The sequence below is a fragment of the Streptomyces sp. HNM0645 genome (assembly GCF_030056615.1).
In the GTDB taxonomy this organism is placed as follows: Bacteria; Actinomycetota; Actinomycetes; order Streptomycetales; family Streptomycetaceae; genus Streptomyces; species Streptomyces marianii.
Map to the genome: position 1 here is coordinate 1 of NZ_JASHLT010000053.1, position 20,876 is coordinate 20,876.

The 20,876-nt window shown below is 71.8% G+C and carries 19 protein-coding genes; 10 read left to right on the forward strand and 9 right to left on the reverse strand.

What is annotated here, in order from left to right:
* The 4 genes from QMZ92_RS29555 to QMZ92_RS29570 all read right to left on the reverse strand — a co-directional run.
* The coding region (locus tag QMZ92_RS29555) for a PhoD-like phosphatase N-terminal domain-containing protein (protein WP_283300633.1) at positions 1-242 on the reverse strand (242 nt) is incomplete at its 3' end.
* 271 nt (positions 243-513) lie between these two features.
* Complete coding sequence (locus tag QMZ92_RS29560) at positions 514-1,326, reverse strand: DsbA family protein (protein ID WP_283300634.1); 813 nt, start codon at positions 1,324-1,326, stop codon at positions 514-516.
* Positions 1,327-1,382: 56 nt separating this feature from the next.
* Entirely contained in the window at positions 1,383-2,066 is a 684-nt protein-coding gene (locus QMZ92_RS29565; protein WP_283300635.1) for a hypothetical protein, read from the reverse strand.
* Positions 2,067-2,380: 314 nt separating this feature from the next.
* Complete coding sequence (locus tag QMZ92_RS29570) at positions 2,381-3,706, reverse strand: DUF2252 domain-containing protein (protein ID WP_283300636.1); 1,326 nt, start codon at positions 3,704-3,706, stop codon at positions 2,381-2,383.
* A 190-nt stretch (positions 3,707-3,896) separates the two neighbouring features.
* Here QMZ92_RS29570 and dnaE point away from each other — a divergent pair, with 190 nt between their 5' ends.
* On the forward strand, positions 3,897-7,436 hold the full coding sequence (gene dnaE, locus QMZ92_RS29575) for a DNA polymerase III subunit alpha (protein ID WP_283300637.1): 3,540 nt from the start codon (positions 3,897-3,899) through the stop codon (positions 7,434-7,436).
* A 205-nt stretch (positions 7,437-7,641) separates the two neighbouring features.
* On the opposite strand, the gene QMZ92_RS29580 is transcribed toward dnaE, so the two are convergent.
* Complete coding sequence (locus QMZ92_RS29580; protein WP_283300638.1) at positions 7,642-7,797, reverse strand: hypothetical protein; 156 nt, start codon at positions 7,795-7,797, stop codon at positions 7,642-7,644.
* Between the two features lie 223 nt (positions 7,798-8,020).
* Between QMZ92_RS29580 and QMZ92_RS29585 the strand changes: the two genes are divergently transcribed.
* From QMZ92_RS29585 to QMZ92_RS29600, 4 genes are read left to right on the forward strand one after another with little or no spacing between them, the layout of a single operon-like run.
* Positions 8,021-9,295 (forward strand): NYN domain-containing protein, encoded by a 1,275-nt coding sequence (locus tag QMZ92_RS29585; protein WP_283300639.1) that lies wholly within the window; start codon positions 8,021-8,023, stop codon positions 9,293-9,295.
* A 37-nt stretch (positions 9,296-9,332) separates the two neighbouring features.
* Positions 9,333-10,307: an ABC transporter ATP-binding protein gene (locus tag QMZ92_RS29590; RefSeq protein ID WP_283300674.1), complete on the forward strand. Its 975-nt coding sequence runs from the start codon at positions 9,333-9,335 to the stop codon at positions 10,305-10,307.
* A gap of 55 nt (positions 10,308-10,362) precedes the next feature.
* Entirely contained in the window at positions 10,363-11,196 is an 834-nt protein-coding gene (locus QMZ92_RS29595) for an ABC transporter permease (RefSeq protein ID WP_283300640.1), read from the forward strand.
* A gap of 48 nt (positions 11,197-11,244) precedes the next feature.
* Positions 11,245-11,868: an ABC transporter permease gene (locus QMZ92_RS29600; RefSeq protein WP_283300641.1), complete on the forward strand. Its 624-nt coding sequence runs from the start codon at positions 11,245-11,247 to the stop codon at positions 11,866-11,868.
* A 725-nt stretch (positions 11,869-12,593) separates the two neighbouring features.
* Here QMZ92_RS29600 and ybaK read toward each other — a convergent pair.
* From ybaK to QMZ92_RS29620, 4 genes are all read right to left on the reverse strand, one after another.
* A complete protein-coding gene (gene ybaK / locus QMZ92_RS29605; protein ID WP_283300642.1) occupies positions 12,594-13,091 on the reverse strand; it encodes a Cys-tRNA(Pro) deacylase in 498 nt (165 codons plus the stop codon).
* 34 nt (positions 13,092-13,125) lie between these two features.
* On the reverse strand, positions 13,126-13,866 hold the full coding sequence (locus tag QMZ92_RS29610; RefSeq protein ID WP_283300643.1) for an LON peptidase substrate-binding domain-containing protein: 741 nt from the start codon (positions 13,864-13,866) through the stop codon (positions 13,126-13,128).
* A gap of 5 nt (positions 13,867-13,871) precedes the next feature.
* Positions 13,872-14,948 carry a hypothetical protein gene (locus QMZ92_RS29615; protein WP_283300644.1) on the reverse strand — a complete coding sequence of 359 codons (1,077 nt, stop codon included), beginning with the start codon at positions 14,946-14,948 and terminating at the stop codon, positions 13,872-13,874.
* A 175-nt stretch (positions 14,949-15,123) separates the two neighbouring features.
* Positions 15,124-16,731 carry an oxidoreductase gene (locus tag QMZ92_RS29620; protein ID WP_283300645.1) on the reverse strand — a complete coding sequence of 536 codons (1,608 nt, stop codon included), beginning with the start codon at positions 16,729-16,731 and terminating at the stop codon, positions 15,124-15,126.
* A 248-nt stretch (positions 16,732-16,979) separates the two neighbouring features.
* On the opposite strand from QMZ92_RS29620, the gene hisD reads away from it, so the two are divergent.
* Genes hisD through hisH form a run of 5 tightly spaced genes read left to right on the forward strand, consistent with a single transcriptional unit; the run spans position 16,980 to position 20,875 of the window.
* A complete protein-coding gene (gene hisD / locus QMZ92_RS29625; RefSeq protein ID WP_283300646.1) occupies positions 16,980-18,314 on the forward strand; it encodes a histidinol dehydrogenase in 1,335 nt (444 codons plus the stop codon).
* A complete protein-coding gene (locus QMZ92_RS29630; RefSeq protein ID WP_283300647.1) occupies positions 18,311-19,480 on the forward strand; it encodes a histidinol-phosphate transaminase in 1,170 nt (389 codons plus the stop codon). Before hisD ends, QMZ92_RS29630 begins: the two co-directional genes overlap by 4 nt.
* Positions 19,477-20,070, forward strand: a complete 594-nt coding sequence (gene hisB, locus QMZ92_RS29635; protein WP_138055870.1) for an imidazoleglycerol-phosphate dehydratase HisB — start codon at positions 19,477-19,479, stop codon at positions 20,068-20,070. The genes QMZ92_RS29630 and hisB overlap by 4 nt, the downstream gene beginning before the upstream one ends.
* 2 nt (positions 20,071-20,072) lie before the next feature.
* Complete coding sequence (locus QMZ92_RS29640; protein ID WP_269730958.1) at positions 20,073-20,237, forward strand: CG2302 family histidine operon protein; 165 nt, start codon at positions 20,073-20,075, stop codon at positions 20,235-20,237.
* Positions 20,234-20,875, forward strand: a complete 642-nt coding sequence (hisH, locus tag QMZ92_RS29645) for an imidazole glycerol phosphate synthase subunit HisH (RefSeq protein ID WP_283300648.1) — start codon at positions 20,234-20,236, stop codon at positions 20,873-20,875. The genes QMZ92_RS29640 and hisH overlap by 4 nt, the downstream gene beginning before the upstream one ends.
* Position 20,876 lies beyond the last annotated feature (1 nt).

Below are 20,876 nucleotides of genomic sequence, written 5' to 3' on the forward strand. Positions count from 1 at the left end.
GGGCCCTTGCCGGAACCGGGCAGGGCGTCGGGGGCCGGGGTGACCCGGGTCCACAGCAGCACGCCGTCGGGGAGCGGGTCGCCCGAGGCGACCCCGTGGAGGAAGGCCGTGTCCTGTTCGGCGGCGGAGGCGGGGGATGCGGCCGCGAGCGCGGGCGCGGCGGCGGCAGTGGCGACAGCGGTGGCGGCAGCGGCTTTGACGACCGAGCGGCGGCTGGGGGTTGAGGTGAGTCTTGTGGTCACGGCCGGTCAGACTACTGACCGGTAAGGCGAACTGGCAGGCGAATTCGAGAAAGTTCGCCTGCGCGCTTTCGGTTGTCCGCGCGCCGTTGACTGACTGTGGGCGGGGCAACGGCGCACGGCGGGCTCCGCGGGGGAAGCGGTGCGCCCGGGGCGAGCCCGCGGTGGAGCGACGTGCCCGGGCCGCCGGCGCAGTGCCCGAACGCCGAGCGGGCCGTGTGCCCGGGGAGTTCCCGGGCACACGGCCCGCGTCGGGGACCGGCTCTGCGAGCGGTCAGCCCTTGAGCGCCTTGTCGACCGCGGCGTTGAACTGCTCGACCGTCATCGGGGCGTTGTCGCTGCCCTCCGCGACGACCTTCTTGCCGTCCATCTTCAGCGTCGGCGTGCCGCTCACCCCGCTGTCGTCGAAGGTCTTCGACATCTTCAGCGCCCAGGAGTCGAACGTGCCGTTCTCGACGTTCTTCTTGAACGCGGCGTTGTTCTTGAGCGCGTCCACCGAGTCGGCGACCTCCAGCAGGTACGCGTCCTTGGCGAACTTGTCCTCGCTCTCCTCCGGGTGGAAGTTCGCGGAGTAGAGGGCCGCCTTGTACTCCATGAAGGCCTCGGGGCTCACGTCGAGTGCCGCGCCGAGGGCGGAGAGGGCGTTCTTGGAACCCTCGCCGTTGTCGCTGTTGTCGATGAACGTCGCGCCGATGTACTTCAGCTTGTACTTGCCCGCGTCCACGTCCTTCTTCATGGTCTCGCCGACCGCCTGCTCGAACGTCGCGCAGACCGGGCAGCGCGAGTCCTCGTAGACCTCGAGGGTCTTCTTCGCGGCCGGCTTGCCGATGACGACGGTGGTGCCGTTCTCGCCCTCGGTGTTCTTGGGCTTGACGACCTTGGCGTCCTTCGCCGCCTCCCAGGCCGAGGGCTTGCTGGCCTGCATGACGGCGTAGCCGATGCCGCCCGCGGCCGCCAGGACCGCGACGGTCGAGACGGCGACGACGACCTGCCGCCTGATCCTGTCCTTCTTGGCCTGGCGCTCGCGCTCCAGACGCAGACGCTCGCGGGCGGCGGCCTTGTTGGCGCGGCTGTTGCGTGCACTCATGATCGTTTTCTCCGTGGGGAAGGTGTGAAAAGGGACGGTCGGGGACGTGCCGGGGCTCAGGCGTGAGCCGGAGCGGGCAGGGGTGGTCCCCTCCGTCGCACGGAGTGCACGAAGTGGCGGGTACGGGCGACGGCCGGGCGGGACGTCGTCCGCGCCGGGGGGCGTGCGGCGGTGGCGCGGCGGTGCACGACCGCGACGGCGGTCAGCAGCGGCCGGAACGCGGCCAGGGCCGCGGTGCGCAGCAGCCCCGCGAGTGCCGACTCGCCGTGGCGCAGCCAGGCCGCGGCGAGCAGCCCGACGGAGACGTGGGCCGCGAGCAGCAGCCAGGGCACGTACGGATCGGGGGAGTCGACCAGCGCGGCGAGCCGGCCGTCGGCCGCTGCCACACCGGGCAGATGCGCCCCGGCGCTGCCACCGCACAGCACGTCCACGCCGACCGCGCGGAGCGACCCGGCGACGGGCCCGCCCGCGGCGCCGTAGCAGACGTGCTGTCCGGCGGTGAAGACCGTGTCCGCCGCCAGCTCCAGGGGGACCAGCGCGGCCGCGATCGGCCCGTACCCCCGCTCCCGGCCCGCCAGGGCGTACGTGATCAGGAACACTCCGCCGGCGGCCGCCGCGACGGTCGTCAGCGGCAGCGGCGCCCGGGAGAGCAGCACATGGGAGGCCACGGACAGCGTCACGACGAGTGCCGTGAAAACCGCCGCCCGCAGCCCTCTGAGCCGGGTCTCGCCTGTATGCACGGGGCTCCTGACTGATGGACGTCCGCACTGCCGGTCCCGGGGCTGCCCGCGGAGAGGAATCCGGCATCGTCTGGAGTGTGCCATGCCGTTCGGTAAGGGGTCGCTAAGGATCCGGCCTCCTTGCCGCGGTCGCCGTCCCCATGCGCCGGGCGGCCGCCTTCCCGTGGTCGCTTCGTGCGTGCCGGCCGGGCCGCCGCCTTGTGGTCGCCCTCCGCGCGTGCCCGGCCGTCGTGCCGCTCTCCGTCCGCGCGGTCCGGGACGGGTCCCGTGCCCGCCGCTCCGCCGGGCCGAGGCGGTCCCCGGCTCGGTCGCGCCTACAACCCGGGGATCCGGCCGTTGCGGAACAGGTCCAGGAAGATCTGGTGGTCGGCCCGGGCCCGGGCGCCGTAGTCGTGCGCGAAGTCCACCAGCAGGTCACCGAAGCCGTCCTCGTCCGCCGCGATCGCCGCGTCGATGGCCCGCTCCGTCGAGAACGGCACCAGCGAGTGGCCGCTCTCGTCGTCCGCGGCCGCGTGCATGGTCGCCGTGGCCCGGCCGAGGTCGGCGACCACCGCCGCGATCTCCTCCGGGTCGTCGATGTCCGACCAGTCCAGGTCGACCGCGTACGGGGAGACCTCGGCGACCAGCTGGCCCGTGTTGTCGAGCTCCGTCCAGCCCAGCCAGGGGTCCGCGTGGGCCTGAAGGGCCCGCTGCGAGATCACCGTGCGGTGCCCCTCGTGCCGGAAGTAGCTCCGCACCAGCTCGTCCGTGATGTGCCGGGACACCGCCGGGGTCTGGGCCTGCTTCATGTAGATCACGACGTCGTTCTCGAGGGCGTCGCTGTTGCCCTCGAGCAGGATGTTGTACGAGGGCAGACCGGCGGAGCCGATACCGATGCCGCGCCGTCCGACCACGTCCTTCACGCGGTACGAGTCGGGCCGGGCGAGGCTGGACTCGGGCAGGGTCTCCAGATAGCCGTCGAACGCCGCCAGCACCTTGTAGCGGGTGGCCGCGTCCAGCTCGATAGCCCCGCCGCCCCCGGTGAAACGGCGTTCGAAGTCGCGGATCTCGGTCATCGAGTCCAGCAGCCCGAAGCGGGTCAGCGAGCGGGCGCTGCGCAGCGCCTCCAGCAGCGCGCCGTCCGCCGTGTCCAGGGTGAAGGGCGGCACCTCGTCGTTCTTCGCGCCGGTCGCCAGGGCGTGGACGCGCTCGCGGTAGGCGGCGGCGAAGATCCGCACCAGCTCGGTGATCTGCTCGTCACTGAGGGCCTTCGTGTAGCCGATCAGCGCCAGCGAGGCGGAGAGCCGCTTGAGGTCCCAGGTGAAGGGGCCCACGTACGCCTCGTCGAAGTCGTTGACGTTGAAGATCAGCCGACCGTTGGAGTCCATGTACGTGCCGAAGTTCTCGGCGTGGAGGTCGCCGTGGATCCACACCCGGCTGGTCCGCTCGTCCAGGTACGGACCGGCGTGCTGCTCGCGCTCCAGGTCGGCGTAGAACAGGCTCGCCGAGCCCCGGTAGAAGGCGAAGGCCGAGGCCGCCATCTTGCGGAACTTCACCCGGAACGCGGCCGGGTCGGCGGCCAGGAGCTCGCCGAAGGCGGTGCCGAACACGGAGAGGATCTCCTCACCGCGCTCGCCGGCCGGGGGCTGGTGGACCGACATCGCTGGGTGCCTCCTGGTGCATGTCGTGAGGGACGGGTGTTCCGTCCCGCTCAACGCACGACGGTAGTGCCGAGTGCCCGGCGCGCCCACCTGCGACTCCCCGCCGGGTCGTGGTGCCCGGCCCCTTCTGTCGGTGCGGAGGCATAGACTTCCACGCTGTCCACCCAGACCGTCCTGGAGGCCTCCCGCCGTGACCAAGCCGCCCTTCACGCACCTTCACGTCCACACCCAGTACTCGCTCCTGGACGGTGCCGCGCGGCTCAAGGACATGTTCAATGCCTGCAACGAGATGGGCATGACCCACATCGCCATGAGCGATCACGGCAACCTCCACGGCGCATACGACTTCTTCCACACCGCGCAGAAGGCCGGGGTCACCCCGATCATCGGCATCGAGGCCTACGTCGCGCCGGAGTCGCGGCGGAACAAGCGGAAGATCCTGTGGGGCCAGCCGCACCAGAAGCGGGACGACGTCTCCGGTTCCGGCGGCTACACCCACAAGACGATCTGGGCGGCGAACGCCACGGGGCTGCACAACCTCTTCCGCCTCTCCTCGGACGCGTACGCCGAGGGCTGGCTCCAGAAGTGGCCCCGGATGGACAAGGAGACGATCTCCAAGTGGTCCGAGGGCCTGATCGCCTCCACCGGCTGCCCCTCGGGCGAGCTCCAGACCCGGTTGCGTCTCGGCCAGTTCGACGAGGCCCTGAAGTCGGCGTCCGAGTACCAGGACATCTTCGGCAAGGACCGGTACTTCCTGGAGCTGATGGACCACGGCATCGAGATCGAGCGCCGCGTCCGCGACGGGCTGCTGGAGATCGGCCGGAAGCTCGGCATTCCGCCGCTGGTCACGAACGACTCGCACTACACCTACTCCCACGAGGCCGGCGCGCACGACGCGCTGCTGTGCATCCAGACCGGCAAGAACCTCTCCGACCCCGACCGCTTCAAGTTCGACGGCACCGGCTACTACCTGAAGTCGACCGACGAGATGTACGCGATCGACTCGTCGGACGCCTGGCAGGAGGGCTGCCGCAACACGCTGCTGGTCGCCGAGCAGGTCGACACGACCGGGATGTTCGAGAAGCGCGACCTGATGCCGAAGTTCGACATCCCCGAGGGGCACACGGAGGTCTCCTGGTTCCGCGAGGAGACCATGCGCGGCATGCAGCGCAGGTTCCCCGACGGCATCCCGGACGACCGCATGAAGCAGGTCGAGTACGAGATGGACACGATCATCTCAATGGGCTTCCCGGGCTACTTCCTCGTCGTCGCCGACTTCATCATGTGGGCGAAGAAGCAGGGCATCGCGGTCGGCCCGGGCCGGGGCTCCGCGGCCGGCTCCATCGTCGCGTACGCCATGGGCATCACCGACCTGGACCCCATCCCGCACGGACTGATCTTCGAGCGCTTCCTCAATCCCGAGCGCGTCTCCATGCCCGACGTCGACATCGACTTCGACGAGCGCAGGCGCGTCGAGGTGATCAGGTACGTGACGGAGAAGTACGGCGCGGACAAGGTCGCCATGATCGGCACGTACGGCACCATCAAGGCCAAGAACGCCATCAAGGACTCCGCCCGCGTGCTCGGCTACCCGTACGCGATGGGCGACCGGCTCACCAAGGCCATGCCCGCCGACGTCCTCGGCAAGGGCATCCCGCTCTCCGGCATCCTCGACCCCCAGCACCCGCGCTACAGCGAGGCCGGCGAGATCCGTGGGATGTACGAGAACGAGCCGGACGTCAAGAAGGTCATCGACACCGCCCGCGGCGTGGAGGGCCTGGTCCGGCAGATGGGTGTGCACGCCGCCGGCGTGATCATGTCCAGCGAGACCATCACCGACCATGTCCCCGTGTGGGTGAGGCACACCGACGGGGTGACCATCACCCAGTGGGACTACCCGAGCTGCGAGTCGCTCGGCCTGCTGAAGATGGACTTCCTGGGCCTGCGCAACCTCACGATCATGGACGACGCCGTCAAGATGGTGAAGGCCAACAAGGGGATCGACATCGATCTCCTGAGCCTGCCGCTCGACGACCCCACGACGTTCGAGCTGCTGCAGCGCGGCGACACCCTCGGTGTGTTCCAGTTCGACGGCGGCCCCATGCGCTCGCTGCTGCGGCTCATGAAGCCCGACAACTTCGAGGACATCTCCGCCGTGTCGGCCCTCTACCGGCCGGGCCCGATGGGCATGAACTCGCACACGAACTACGCCCTCCGCAAGAACGGCCAGCAGGAGATCACCCCGATCCACCCGGAGCTGGAGGAGCCGCTCAAGGAGGTCCTGGACGTCACCTACGGCCTGATCGTCTACCAGGAGCAGGTGCAGAAGGCCGCCCAGATCATCGCCGGCTACTCCCTCGGCGAGGCCGACATCCTCCGCCGCGTGATGGGCAAGAAGAAGCCCGAGGAGCTGGCGAAGAACTTCGTCCTCTTCCAGGAAGGCGCCCGGAAGAAGGACTACAGCGACGAGGCCATCCAGGCCCTGTGGGACGTGCTGGTGCCGTTCGCCGGATACGCCTTCAACAAGGCGCACTCCGCCGCCTACGGCCTCGTCTCGTACTGGACGGCCTACCTCAAGGCCAACCACCCGGCCGAGTACATGGCGGCGCTGCTCACCTCGGTCAAGGACGACAAGGACAAGTCCGCCGTCTATCTGAACGAGTGCCGCCGCATGGGCATCAAGGTCCTGCCGCCCAACGTGAACGAGTCGGAGCCGAACTTCGCGGCCCAGGGCGACGACGTGATCCTCTTCGGCCTCACGGCCGTCCGGAACGTCGGGCAGAACGTCGTGGACTCGATCATCAAGTGCCGCAAGGCCAAGGGGAAGTACGCGACGTTCCCTGACTTCCTGGACAAGGTCGAGGCGGTCGTCTGCAACAAGCGGACCATCGAGTCGCTCATCAAGGCCGGCGCCTTCGACGAGATGGGCCACACCCGCAAGGGCCTGGTCGCCCAGCACGAACCGATGATCGACAACGTGGTCGCGGTCAAGCGCAAGGAGGCCGAGGGGCAGTTCGACCTCTTCGGTGGCATGGGTGACGAGTCGAGCGGTGAGCCGGGCTTCGGGCTCGACGTCGAGTTCTCGGACGTGGAGTGGGAGAAGTCGTACCTGCTCGCCCAGGAGCGCGAGATGCTCGGCCTGTACGTCTCCGACCACCCGCTCTTCGGCATCGAGCACGTGCTGAGCGACAAGACCGACGCGGCCATCGCGCAGCTCACCGGTGGGGAGCACTCCGACGGCGCCGTCGTCACCATCGGCGGCATCATCTCGGGCCTGCAGCGGAAGATGACCAAGCAGGGCAACGCCTGGGCCATCGCCACCGTGGAGGACCTGGCCGGCTCGATCGAGTGCATGTTCTTCCCGGCGACGTACCAACTGGTGTCCACCCAGCTCGTCGAGGACACGGTCGTCTTCGTGAAGGGCCGGCTCGACAAGCGCGAGGACGTCCCGCGGCTGGTCGCGATGGAGCTGATGGTCCCCGACCTGTCCTCGGCGGGCACCAACGCGCCCGTGGTGATCACCATTCCGACGGTGAAGGTCACCCCGCCCATGATCAGCCGGCTCGGCGAGATCCTGGGCCACCACAAGGGCAACACGGAGGTGCGGATCAAGCTCCAGGGCGCCCGCAAGACCACGGTGCTGCGTCTCGACCGGCACCGCGTCCAGCCCGATCCCGCCCTGTTCGGCGATCTCAAGGTGCTGCTCGGCCCGTCCTGCCTGGCGGGCTGAGGGCCGTGACCGCGCGGTGCCCGGGCCGTTGACGGCCGCGGCCCGGCACGTGCGGGATCCGGACCTGATGGGCGGGAGCCCGCCGACAGCGCACGGCGTGCGGCGTAGTGAGGGGGCCGCGGCGCATGTGAGGGGCGCGCCCGACGGTCGGGCGCGCCCCTCATGCATACGTCACACAGGGAAACCGTATGCCGGGCGTGACGCGTCAGTTGTGGCCGAAGCGCTTCTGCCGCCCCTTGTGGGCCGCGCCCGTCGCGATCGGCACGTCCGCCTGGGCCTCAGGGGTAGGGGCCTCCTGGCCGCCGCGCTCGCCGGGGGAGCCGCTCTGGGCCTTGCGTTCTCGGTTCTTGTTCTTGGCCATGGTGATGCCTCCCGTGGGATGTAGGGGCCAGGGCCGTCCTCAGCCTCACATAGCCGAATACTCTGCGCACTTCGGATGATTGCAGTGAGTAACGGGCTGCTGTTACGGTGCGGCTTCACTCCCCGCCACGCCGATGATCGAGTTCCGGCGGTCAACCCTGCGGCGTTCGGGCAGACTCGAAGGAAACCCGAAGCAACTCCGATCCCGAGGTTCCCGAAAGAGGGTGGAACGCGTGGACCGCTGCGTCGTCCTGGTGGACGCCGGCTATCTGCTGGGAGCCGCCGCGAGCCTCCTCGCCGGGGAACCGGCCCGTTCCCGCATCACCGTCGACCACGCCGCCCTCATCCAGGCCCTGCGCGAGCGCGCGGAGGCCGACACCGAGCGTCCCCTGCTGCGCATCTACTGGTTCGACGGCGCTCCCGACCGGGTTCCCCAGCCCGAGCACCGCCGCCTCCGGGTCATGCCCCGGGTCACCGTCCGGCTGGGCGCGCTGACCCGCAGCGACGGCCGCTGGGCACAGAAGGGCGTCGACGCCGCCATGCACGCGGAGCTCACGGAACTCGCCAGGAACCGGGCCTGTTCGGACGTGGTGCTGGTGACCGGGGACGGCGATCTGCTCCCCGGACTGATGTCCGCGAAGGAGCACGGCGTCGCCGTCCACCTCTGGGCCGTCCAGGCCGCCGACGGCGACTACAACCAGTCGGAGGATCTGGTCGCCGAGGCCGACGAACGCCGTGTCCTCGACCGCGCCTGGATCACCCAGGCGGTGCGCGCCAAGGAACTCACCGGTGTCTGCGCCCCACCGCCCGCGCCCCGGCCCGAGATCGCGGCCATCCTCTCCGCCCCGCTCCCCGAGTCGGCGCCGTCCGCCACGGAACGCTCGGAGGAGACCGCGACCCCGGTGGCGGGCGGCAACCGCACGGTGCCCCCGGCCGCGTCAGCCGCGAGCGGCACGGAGAACGGCGCCGCCGCGCCCGTCGCCCACCACCAGACGAAGGGGGTCCCCACCCCCAAGGACCTGGCAGGCCTGCGCGGCCCGTCCGGCCAGGCCGAGCGCCATCCGGCCACCGGGGCGACCCTGCGCTGGTCCTCCGACAAGGGCTGGATCGAACGCCCGGGCGCCGGTGCGCCCGCCGAGTCCCCGGAGGCGGCGTCCCTGCCCACCCTGGCCCAGCTCACCAGCGCCGAGCAGCGCTGGGCGGACCGCGAGGAGGACATCACCACGGTCGGCGGTGACCCCTTCGAGGTGGGGCAGGTCTTCGCCCGGCGCTGGATGGAGCGGCTGCCGGACCCGGCGCACGTGGAGAAGCTGTCCGGCATGTACCCGCGCGTCCCGCACCGCATCGACGGCGAACTGCTGCGGTACGCGGCCCGGTTCGGGCTGCTCGCGCACAAGGACGACCAGATCGACGAGCACGACCGCTATGCCATCAGGGCCGGATTCTGGCGGGAGATCGATGTCCGAGCGGCCACCGAACGCGCCCCGGCCGGGGACTAGGCCGGGCGACCCCTTAGGCTCGTCCCTCGTGAGTACGGTGTGCGTGGTGCGGGATCTGGTCAAGACGTACCCCGCCGCGCGTGCCCGGCGGGGGGTTCCCGCGACCCCCGAGGTGCGTGCCAACGACGGGATCGGCCTCGACGTGGGGCGCGGCGAGATCTTCGGGCTGCTCGGCCCCAACGGCGCCGGCAAGTCGACCCTCGTCCGGCAGCTCACCGGTCTGATGCGCCCGGACTCCGGCACCGTCGAGGTGCTCGGCCACGATCTCGTACGCCACCCGGAGCGGGCGTCGCGGCTCATCGGCTACCTCGGCCAGGAGTCCACCGCCCTCGACGAGCTGACCGTCGCCCTCGCCGCCGAGACCACGGGCCGGCTGCGCGGACTCGGGGCGCGGCAGGCGCGTGCCGAACGCGACACGGTCCTGGAGGAGCTCGGCCTGACCGGCCTCGCGGGGCGGCCCCTGAAGAAGCTCTCCGGCGGGCAGCGGCGGCTCGCGTGCTTCGCCGCCACTCTCGTGGGGGAGCGTCCGGTACTGGTGCTGGACGAGCCCACCACGGGGATGGACCCGGTCGCGCGGCGGGCGGTCTGGGCCGCCGTCGACCGCCGGCGCGCCGAGCACGAGGTGACCGTCCTCCTCGTCACCCACAACGTCATCGAGGCGGAGACCGTCCTCGACCGGGTCGCCGTGCTGGAGCGGGGCAAGGTGATCGCCTGCGACACACCCGCCGGGCTCAAGGAGCGCGTCGCAGGCGAGGTCCGGGTGGAACTGGTCTGGCGCGAGCGGGCCCCGCTCGACGTGCCCGAGGTCGCCGCGCTCCGGCCGTCCGCCCAGGAGTCCGGGCGCCGCTGGGTCCTCCGGCTCGCCCCGGACGAGGCCCGCGCGGCCGTGGCCGCCGTGACCGGCGGCGAGGCGTTCTCGGCCCTCGACGACTTCGCCCTGGCCACGCCGAGCCTGGAGGACGTGTACCTCGCGCTCGGCGGCCATGCGACGAAGGGGCTGGTGAAGGCGTGAGACGTGAGCCGTCGCCCGCACCGACGTCGTCCGTACCGAACAGGAGCAGCGCCAGGTGAGCATCGTGCCTGCGGAGGCCGTTTCCGCGCGTGTGCGGGGGGCGTACGGCGCCCGATCCGGGAACGAAGGGGGTGCCGCGCCGCTCGCCCCGCGCGCCCGGCTGCTGCCGGCGCTCGCTGCGGTGTACCGCGCCCAGCTGTCCCGGGCCCGTGTCGCGCGGATACCGCTGCTCTTCGTCGCCACGTTCCAGTCCGTCGGGATCATGGTGCTGATGCGCGGGGTGGTCGACGGCGGGGCGGAGGCGCGGGCCGTGGTGGCCGGGTCGTCCGTCCTGGTCGTGGCCTTCGTCGCGCTCAATCTGCTGGCCCAGTACTTCGGCCAGCTTCGCGCTTCCGGTGGTCTGGACCACTATGCGACGCTGCCGGTGCCGCCGGCGGCGGTGGTGCTCGGGGCGGCGGGTGCCTACGCCTCGTTCACCGTGCCGGGAACGGTCGTGACGGCGGTCGTCGGCTCGGTGCTGTTCGGGTTGCCGCTGACCCATCTGTGGGTACTCGCGGCGGTGATCCCGCTCGCGGGCGCCGCGCTGGCCGGGCTGGGCGCGGCGCTCGGGCTGCTCGCGCCACGCCAGGAACTGGCGACGCTCCTCGGTCAGCTGGGCATGTCGGCGGCCCTGCTGCTGGGGGTGCTGCCTGCGGGGCGGCTGCCGGGGCCCATCGCGTTCGCGCGGGATCTGCTGCCGTCCACGTACGGAGTCGAGGCTTTCGCCCGTACGTTCGATGCCCATCCGCACTGGCCTACGGTCGTGCTGGACCTCGCGGTCTGTGCGGCCGTGGGGGTGGTCTCGCTGGCCGTCGCGACCCGGGCGTACCGGCGGGCCGCGGTCCGCTGAGTCACGGCCGGTGAGGCGGGCCACCGGGACGTTTGGCACGATGTCAGGGTGACAGCACCCCTGACGCCGCCCCAGCGGCCCGCCCCGCACGACTCGTCCCGGAGCCACCCGAACCCCGCGCCGCACCCGGACGGAGAAGGGCTGGAGATGAGGAGCGAACTGCGCCGGGCGGCTGTCGTCCTGGTGGCCGTGACGCTCGCCGGCATCGTGCTCGGTCTGCTGTGGCTGTGGCTGGCGCCGAAGGTGCCGCTGGTCTCGACCGACAAGGCGGTCTTCTTCGCGGACACCGAGGGCGAGGAAGCGGCGGGCGCGGACGGCACGTTCGTCCTGCTGGCGCTCGGCTTCGGCGTGCTCAGCGCAGCCGTCACCTTCTGGTTCAACCGCCGCGGGGGCATCGCGGTCGTCGCCGCACTCGCCCTCGGCGGAGTCCTCGCGTCCGCTGTCGCCTGGGGCACGGGCTATCTGCTCGGACCCGAGCAGGACGTCGTCGCCCACGCCCGCGCGGTCGGCCAGGGTGTCGTCTTCGACGCGCCGCTCCGCCTCCGCGCGAAGGGCGCGCTGCTGGCCTGGCCCATCGCGGCGATGGTCGTGCACCTCGCCCTCACCGCCCTCTTCGCCCCGCGCGACCCCGAGCCTGAGTGGCCCCCGCCGGGCCCGGAACACCAGCGCTGAGCCTCCGGAAGAGGTGGGCGGGCCGGACCCGCCGACTGCCCCGCCGACACCCGGCGCCGGGGGACACCGGTGAACCGGTCGTGGCGGTTGCGGGCACCACCGGCACCCCCGGCACTCCGGCACTCCGGCACTCCGGCGGGAACGTGGCGCGCCGTCCCCTCGCGGGCGGGCGTTGCGTGGGGCGGTGAGTGCGCGACCGCCGACGGCCGGTGCTGCCGGTTGCCGGGCGCAGGCCGACAGCGGCAAGCCGCACGCGCCACCCCGGCCCGCGGCGAGGACGTGATGCGCCGCACCCCCGCGGTGGGGCGGACGCCAGAAGGCCGGCGCCTTCGCCGGGGTCGGGCCGACGCCCGTACCCGACGAGGTCGTGCGTTCCGAAGGTGCGGTCGCGGCGTCCCCGCGGCGAGCCGTCGCCGCCCCGCCGCCCGGAGGAGGCGGGACGGCGACGGTCCCTCGTCAGGCCGGCCGGCGGCCGTGGTTCGCCCGGCGCTTCCTCAGCCGCCACTTCCGTTTGCGCGTGCGCTTGGACACTGGCACCCCCTCGGGTCGGCATGTCCTTCGGTCGTAGCCGAGGAAGGGCAGGCCGTCGAGGGGGCGTGCGGGCGTGGGCGCAGTGAGTGGAGGCGCCGAGCGGGTCCGCTCACCAGGGAAACGGCGGGCGGCGTGGGCGCGGTACCGGGCGTGCCCGGGGTGTCGGGAGGCCGCGGGCGGCGCGCTCGGCGACGCTACACGCGCCCGATCGGTGCCAGGACGGCGCTCGTCAGCGAGGCCAGATCCGAGGGGGACAGCTCCACCTCGAGCCCGCGCCGGCCCGCCGAGACGCAGATCGTCGGGTGCGCGGAGGCGGAGGCGTCCAGCACCGTGCGCAGACGCCTGCGCTGACCCAGCGGGGAGATGCCGCCCCGGACGTAGCCCGTGGTGCGCTCCGCCGCCGCCGGGTCGGCCATCGACGCGCGCTTGCCGCCGACCGCCGTGGCCAGCGCCTTGAGGTCCAGTTGCCCGGCGACCGGCACGACGGCGACCGTCAGTTCGCCGTCCACGTCGGCGACGAGCGTCTTGAAGACCCGCTCCGGCGCCACGCCCAGTGCCTGCGCCGCCTCCTCCCCGTACGACGGGGACGCCGGGTCGTGCTCGTACGCGTGCACGGTGAACGCCGTACCCGCGGCCGTCAGCGCCACCGTCGCCGGCGTGCCGCCCTGCTGCTTCCTGGCCTTCCTCGCCACGCTCCTGCTACTCCCTCGTCCCGGTCGGTCCGGCTCAGTTCGGGCTCGTCGGCGAGCGGGTCAGATCGACCGCGGGCAACGACGGCAGATGACGTATCACCGCGGTCTCGGACCGCAGCAGCTTCAGTTCCTCGCGCAGCCGGGTCGCCGTGTCCGGAGCCTGCAGCAGTTTCTGCTTCGACGGCGTGTCGAGCACGGCGGCGGCGGCGACCAGGTACGAGACCACCGACGGCTCGTCCGGAAGCTCCGAGGCCGTCGACAGCGAGCGCTCCCGGGCCCCGGCCAGCCGCTTCTGGTAGTTGCGGAACGCCCGCAGCACGCCTTCGGCCAGCGTGCCCGCGCCCTCCCCCGACTCCTCCGGGATCTCCTCGAGTTCGGCCGTCAGGAACGGTCCGCTCGCGTCGACCGAGAGCAGTTTGACCCGGGTCGTGCCGGTGGCCAGCACCTCGAAGCTGCCGTCGGCGCGTTCCCGGATCGTCGCGGCGTCCGCGATGCATCCGACGCGGTGGAACGCCTGGATCGGGTCCGGGCCGAAGCCCGCGGCGGGGCCCTTCTCGGGCCGGGCGGTCTGGTCGGGCATCCCGGGCGCGGTCGGAGCGACCTCGCGGCCGTCGCGGATGGCGACCACGGCGAACCGGCGCGGCTCGGACTCGTCGGTCTTCAACAGCTCGCGCATCATGGCGCGATAACGCTCCTCGAAGACGTTCAGCGGCAGCACGAGGCCGGGGAAAAGCACCGCGTTGAGCGGAAAGAGAGGCAGGCGAGCGGTGGTCACAGCGGTCAAGCGTAGTGGTCGCCTGGCATGGCGCGTCCGGCCGCCCGTCCCTGGCCGGCAACGGCCGTGCCGGCGGAGCGGTCCCGCCGCCCGCCGCGGATCGGCGTCGAGGACGCCACCTCGATGCGGACCCCGTCCCGCGCGTCCAGGAACTGGCCCAGCGGATCGTCCGTCACCTGGCTCCACGGGAACGACGTGGCGTACGGGCCGATCGCGCGGAACTGCTCCAGCGCCTCGTTCCAGCGGCTCCGCGCGATCAGTACGTACACGAGGAGGTTGCGGACCTCGGCGGGCCAGGGATCGCCGGGCCGGTAGCGGGCGGACAGTTCCGCCGCCCGGTCGGCGGCCGTGTCGATCCGGTCCGTCTGCACGGCCGTGACGCCCCCCGCGAGCAGCAGCGTCAGGGCGGCGCGCACCGGCAGGGCCTGCACCAGCGAGCCGGGCAGGGAGTCCTCGGCCGCGCGCTCGGCGAAGTCGAAGCACTCCCGGTGCGAGCCGTGCCAGACCGCCGAGAGGTAGCGGAGCGCGGCGACATGGCAGCCGTAGTGGTGCGAGGAACGGCGCACCGCCTGTTCCCACAACGCCTCGAAGGCGGTGTGCGTGGCGTGCGTGCCGCGGGCGTGGTCCAGGGCCAGCCGCCAGGGCACGGGGTCGCGCGGGTCGGCCTCGGCCGCGGCGTGGACGAGCGGGCCGACCTCGCGCAGCCGCTCGACGCTCGCGGGCGACCCCCAGGCCCTGCGGACTTCGAGCTCGGCCTTCACGAGCAGGGCGTCGGGGTCGCGCGGCGAGGCGGCGAGCCAGCCGGCGAGCCAGTCGGGCCTGCTGTACGCGAACGTCGCGAGCCGTACGACGTAGCGGTCGCGGTTCTCCCACTCGGCCGCTCCCCGTGTGGTGGCGAGCAGCTTGGCGGCCGGCTCGTGATCGCCGAGCGCGGCGGCCAGCAGCGCGGGCCCGAGATCCCCGTCCGGGGCGTCGAGCAGTACCGCATCGTCCGGGGGCAATCCGTCGGCGAGCCGCGGGGTGTGCCGGACCATACGGGCGGTGCTGATCAGGGCGCGCAGCAGAGACATGGTGCGGACCATTGAAAGCCGCAGGTCGGGGTCGCGCCAGAGGGCATCTGTGAAGTTTCCGTAGGAGGTGGAATGGTTGTCCTGGCTCGGGTCAAGAAAACGTAAAGGAGCGCGCATTCGCGGTCATGAGGGGCGCTCGACGCGCTCCACGGGAGCGCCCCCCCGCGCCCCGGTGGCCGGGCACCGCTCAGCTGCGTCTCAGCAGCCGGGACGCGCCCGCCGCCACCGTCGTCGCGAGTATCCAGCCCAGCAGCACCAGCGCCGCGGCGCCCCACTGCCAGTGGCCCTCCAGCCGCCAGTAGCCGTCCTGGCCCAGGTTGATCACCGGCAGGAGCAGATCGAGGGCGTAGAGCGAGGGGTTCCACTCGGGATGCTCGCCCGGCTTCATCGCGTCGGGGGCGTAGCGGGAGAACGCCGCCGCACCCGCGGCCCAGAGCACCGCCATCCACAGCGCCGCGCGGCCCGGACGGTAGCCGTACGCCACCGTCCAGTCCTGGACGTAGCCCCAGAGCTTCGCGGCGAGCGGCAGTGTCTCGCGGCGGCGGCGCTGCTTGGCGAGGAGCACCTCTCGGGCGTCCGCGTCCTCCCCGCTGTTGCGCAGCACGGTCGCCAGCCGCTCGTACGGCTCCGGCTGGTACTCGGGAGTGGCCGCGGCGACCCACTCCAGCCGCCGCGAGAGCGGGAAGCGGCTGTAGGGCACGAGGTTCTCGTAGGCGAACCCGCCCATCGCCAGCCCGCCCGGACCCGGCCAGCTCGTCGAGTGGTCGATGAGCGTGACGACCTTCGCCCCGTTCAGCACCACGCGCCCCTGTTCCGGCCGCTCCCCGTTGAAGCGCAGCTCCGGAGTGACGATCCGGCGCAGCGACAGCTCCTCCCGGCGCGCGCCCGACAGCACGAACCGGGCGTGGTGGAGGTCGACGGCGTCACCGAAGCGGCCGTCGTCCAGCCGCACGCCGCCATGGCACTCGAAACTCTGCTCCCGAGCGCCCGCCCGGTGCCCCGGGGCGTCGAAGGAGAGACCGAACGGGGGAGTGACGCCCTGGTCGCCCGCGCAGTCCACCCATGCCCTGGTCAGGTACAGCGTGCGCTCCACCGTCAGCTGGGGGGCGTTCAGCGCACGCCTGCCCTCGGCCGCCCGCAGTCGGCTTCCGCGCAGGCTCAGCGACACGCCGACCTTCGCGCCGCGCAGACTGACCTCCCCGTACGTCTCGATCAGCTCGGCCTGCAGATCCTGACCCACGGACAGGCCGTCGGCGGTGATGGCCCTGCCGTACCGGTCCGGCCGCACCCGGATCTGGTTGATCAGCAGATCCGTGCCTATCTGCGCGTCCGTGAGCCGTACTCCCTGCTCGACGCGGCAGCGCGGAAGATGCAGATCGCCCTCGGTGTGCAGCCGGGCGGCCTCCAGCCGGGGCATCGCGCACCCCACCAGCCGCAGCGTGGTGAACCGCGACTCCGGCAGTGTCAGCTCGCTCTCGAAACGGCACCCGGTCAGCTCGACGTACGGGGCGATGGTGCCGCCCGCGAGCGTGAGCTTCCCCGTCACGTACGCGCCCAGCAGCTTCAGCGCACAGACCCGCCCCGGACGCGCCGGTGGGCCGCTGAGCAGCAGCAGTGCGATCACATCGGCGCGGACGCTCCGCCCGGGGCCCCACTCCAGTTCGGAGAAGGGGTCGTTCAGCAGCGGATTGCCGTCGCGAAGATCGCAGGTCATTCCGTACTCGAACGAGGTCCACATCGTGCGTTCCGCCGTGGTGAGATCGTTGGGCATGTCGACGCCCTGCGGCTCGGTCAATGCCGCTCCCTCGCTTTCCCCCGGTCCGCCTACCCGGTCTCGTACTGCCGTTCTTCCCGCTGGGTAACGGACTGAACACGAGTGGTCATGACCGACATCAGTGCCGTGCGGGGCGGACCGGCCGCCCGGGGCTCCCGGGTCCCACGGGGAGGACGCCGTTCACGTCCCGTGACCGTCTGACGGGTGGGCGTGTATCAGCCAGTGATACGGAAGGCCGGTACGCGGATCCCGTCTGAGAGAATTGAGCCGTGATCTCTCGTATCGACCTCCGTGGCGACGCCCTCCCCGAGGGTGCCGCGCTGCGCGACCTGCTGCCCCGTGCCGAGTTCGACGTGGAAGCCGCCCTGGAGAAGGTGCGGCCCATCTGCGAGGACGTGCATCATCGCGGGACGGCGGCGCTGATCGAGTACGCGGAGAGGTTCGACGGCGTGGTCCTGGACCGGGTGCGGGTGCCCGAGAAGGCCCTCGTGGAGGCGCTCGAACAGCTCGACCCCGAGGTCAGGGCCGCCCTGGAGGAGTCCGTCCGCCGGGCCAGGACCGTTCACCGCGCCCAGCGCCGCGAGGCGCACAGCACGCGGGTCGTGCCCGGTGGCACGGTGACCGAGAAATGGGTTCCGGTCGAGCGGGTCGGGCTGTACGCGCCGGGCGGCCGTTCGGTCTACCCCTCGTCCGTGATCATGAACGCCGTGCCCGCGCAGGAGGCCGGCGTCGAGTCCGTCGCGCTCGCCTCCCCGCCGCAGAAGGAGTTCGGCGGACTCCCGCACCCGACGATCCTCGCCGCCTGCGCGCTGCTCGGCGTCGACGAGGTGTACGCCGTGGGCGGCGCCCAGGCCGTGGCGATGTTCGCGTACGGCACCTCGGGACCGGACGGGTGTGCGCCCGCGAACATGGTGACCGGCCCCGGCAACGTCTGGGTCGCCGCCGCCAAGCGCTACTTCACGGGCCGTATCGGCATCGACACCGAGGCCGGTCCCACCGAGATCGCGGTCCTCGCCGACGCCACCGCCGACCCGGCCCACGTCGCGGCCGACCTGATCAGCCAGGCCGAGCACGACCCGCTGGCCGCCGCCGTGCTGGTCACCGACTCGCCCGGGCTCGCGGACGAGGTCGAGCGCGAGCTGGAGTCCCAGATCGCCGCGACCAAGCACGTCGAGGACCGGATCGTCCCGGCCCTGTCCGGGAAGCAGTCCGCGATCGTCCTCGTCGACGGCGTCGAGGAGGGCCTGCGCGTCGTCGACGCGTACGGCGCCGAGCACCTGGAGATCCAGACCGCCGACGCGGCCGCCGTGGCCGGCCGGGTGCGCAACGCGGGTGCGATCTTCGTGGGCCCCTGGGCGCCGGTCTCCCTCGGCGACTACTGCGCCGGGTCCAACCACGTGCTCCCGACCGGCGGCTGCGCCTGCCACTCCTCCGGTCTGTCCGTCCAGTCCTTCCTGCGTGGCGTCCACATCGTCGACTACACGCGCGAGGCGCTCGCCGACGTCGCCCACCACGTGGTGACCCTCGCCGAGGCGGAGGACCTCCCGGCGCACGGCGCCGCCGTCAAGGCAAGGTTCGACTGGAAGGTGCCCCCGAGCAAGTGAGCACGACCGACATCGGCATCGACGACCTGCCCATCCGCGAGGAGCTGCGCGGCAAGTCGCCGTACGGCGCGCCGCAGCTCGACGTGCCCGTGCAGCTGAACACCAACGAGAACCCGTACCCGCTGCCCGAAGCGCTCGTCGAGCGGATCGCCGAGCGGGTGCGCGAGGCCGCGCGTGGCCTCAACCGCTATCCGGACCGGGACGCGGTCGAGCTGCGCACCGAACTGGCCGGGTACCTCACCCGCACCGGGAAGCACCCGGTCGCCCTCGAGAACGTCTGGGCGGCCAACGGCTCCAACGAGGTCATCCAGCAGCTGCTGCAGACCTTCGGCGGGCCGGGGCGCACCGCCATCGGCTTCGAGCCGTCGTACTCGATGCACGCGCTGATCGCGCGCGGCACCGGCACCGGCTGGATCTCCGGCCCGCGCAACGACGACTTCACCATCGACGAACGGTCGGCCGCGGGTGCGATCGCCGAGCACCGGCCCGACGTCGTGTTCATCACCTCACCCAACAACCCCACCGGCACCGCCGTCGCACCGGAGACGGTCCTCGCGCTGTACGAGGCCGCCCAGCAGGCCAGGGCGGACGGCGCGGGGGCGCTCGTCGTCGTCGACGAGGCGTACGTCGAGTTCAGCCACCGGCCCTCACTCCTCCCGCTGCTCGAGGGTCGGCCGAACCTCGTCGTCTCGCGCACCATGTCCAAGGCCTTCGGCGCCGCGGGACTGCGCCTCGGCTATCTCGCCGCGCACCGCGCGGTGGTCGACGCCCTGCAGCTGGTACGCCTCCCGTACCACCTCTCGGCCGTCACCCAGGCCACCGCCCTGGCGGCCCTGGAGCACACCGATACGCTGCTGAAGTACGTCGAGAAGCTCAAGGACGAGCGGGACCGGCTGGTCGACGGGCTGCGCGCCATCGGTTTCGAGGTGACCGACTCCGACGCCAACTTCGTCCAGTTCGGGCGGTTCGACGGCGAGGGCGGCGCCCACGCCGCCTGGCAGAGGATCCTCGACCGGGGGGTCCTGGTCCGTGACAACGGCGTACCGGGCCGGCTGCGGGTGACCGCCGGCACCCCCGAAGAGAACGACGCGTTCCTCGATGCGGTGCGCGCACTGAAGAGTTCCGTGGGGGAAGCCCCCACACCCCCGAAGGAGCAGAAGCGATGAGCCGGGTAGGACGCGTCGAGCGCACCACCAAGGAGACCTCTGTCGTCGTCGAGATCGATCTCGACGGCACCGGGAAGGTCGATGTGGCGACCGGGGTCGGCTTCTACGACCACATGCTCGACCAGCTGGGCCGCCACGGTCTGTTCGACCTGACCGTCAAGACCGACGGCGACCTGCACATCGACAGCCACCACACCATCGAGGACACCGCCCTCGCGCTGGGTGCCGCCTTCAAGCAGGCCCTCGGCGACAAGGTCGGCATCTACCGCTTCGGCAACTGCACCGTGCCGCTGGACGAGTCGCTCGCCCAGGTGACCGTCGACCTCTCCGGCCGCCCGTACCTCGTGCACACCGAGCCGGAGAACATGGCGCCGATGATCGGCGCGTACGACACCACGATGACCCGGCACATCCTGGAGTCCTTCGTGGCCCAGGCGCAGATCGCGCTGCACGTCCACGTGCCGTACGGACGCAACGCCCACCACATCGTGGAGTGCCAGTTCAAGGCGCTGGCGCGGGCGCTGCGCTACGCCTCGGAGCGCGACCCGCGCGCAGCCGGAATCCTGCCGTCCACGAAGGGTGCCCTGTAGTCGTGAACGGGCTTTCCACGGTTCTGATCGTCGTCGGGCTCTTCCTGATCGGCGGCATCATCTCCTTCGCCAAGCAGCAGATGCCCAAGGGCCTGATCGCGCTGCTGTCCGTCGGCGCCGCCATGTGCCTCGCCGCCGGCGTCCTGCGACTGGACGTGTGGTCATGAGCGGACGGAAGAGCGTCGTCGTCTTCGACTACGGCTTCGGCAACGTACGGTCCGCCGAGCGGGCCCTCGCACGCGTCGGCGCGAACGTCGAGATCACCCGCGACTTCGACCGGGCGATGAACGCCGACGGGCTGCTCGTGCCGGGCGTCGGCGCCTTCTCCGCGTGCATGACGGGGCTGCGGGAGGCCCGCGGCCACTGGGTCGTCGACCGCAGGCTCTCCGGAGGCCGCCCCGTCATGGGCATCTGCGTCGGCATGCAGATCCTCTTCGAGCGCGGCATCGAGCACGGCGTCGAGACCGAGGGCCTCGACGAGTGGCCCGGGGTCGTCGGCCCGCTGAACGCCCCGGTCGTGCCGCACATGGGCTGGAACACCGTCAAGGCCCCCGAGGACTCGGAGATGTTCGCCGGCCTCGACGCCGACGCCCGCTTCTACTTCGTGCACTCCTACGCCGTGCGCGACTGGGACTTCGAGGCGACCAGCGTGGCCATGGCCGTCCCGAAGATCACCTGGGCGACCCACGGCGAGCCCTTCGTCGCGGCCGTCGAGAACGGTGCCCTGTGGGCCACCCAGTTCCACCCCGAGAAGTCCGGCGACGCCGGCGCCCAGCTGCTCACCAACTGGATCGAGACCCTCTGAT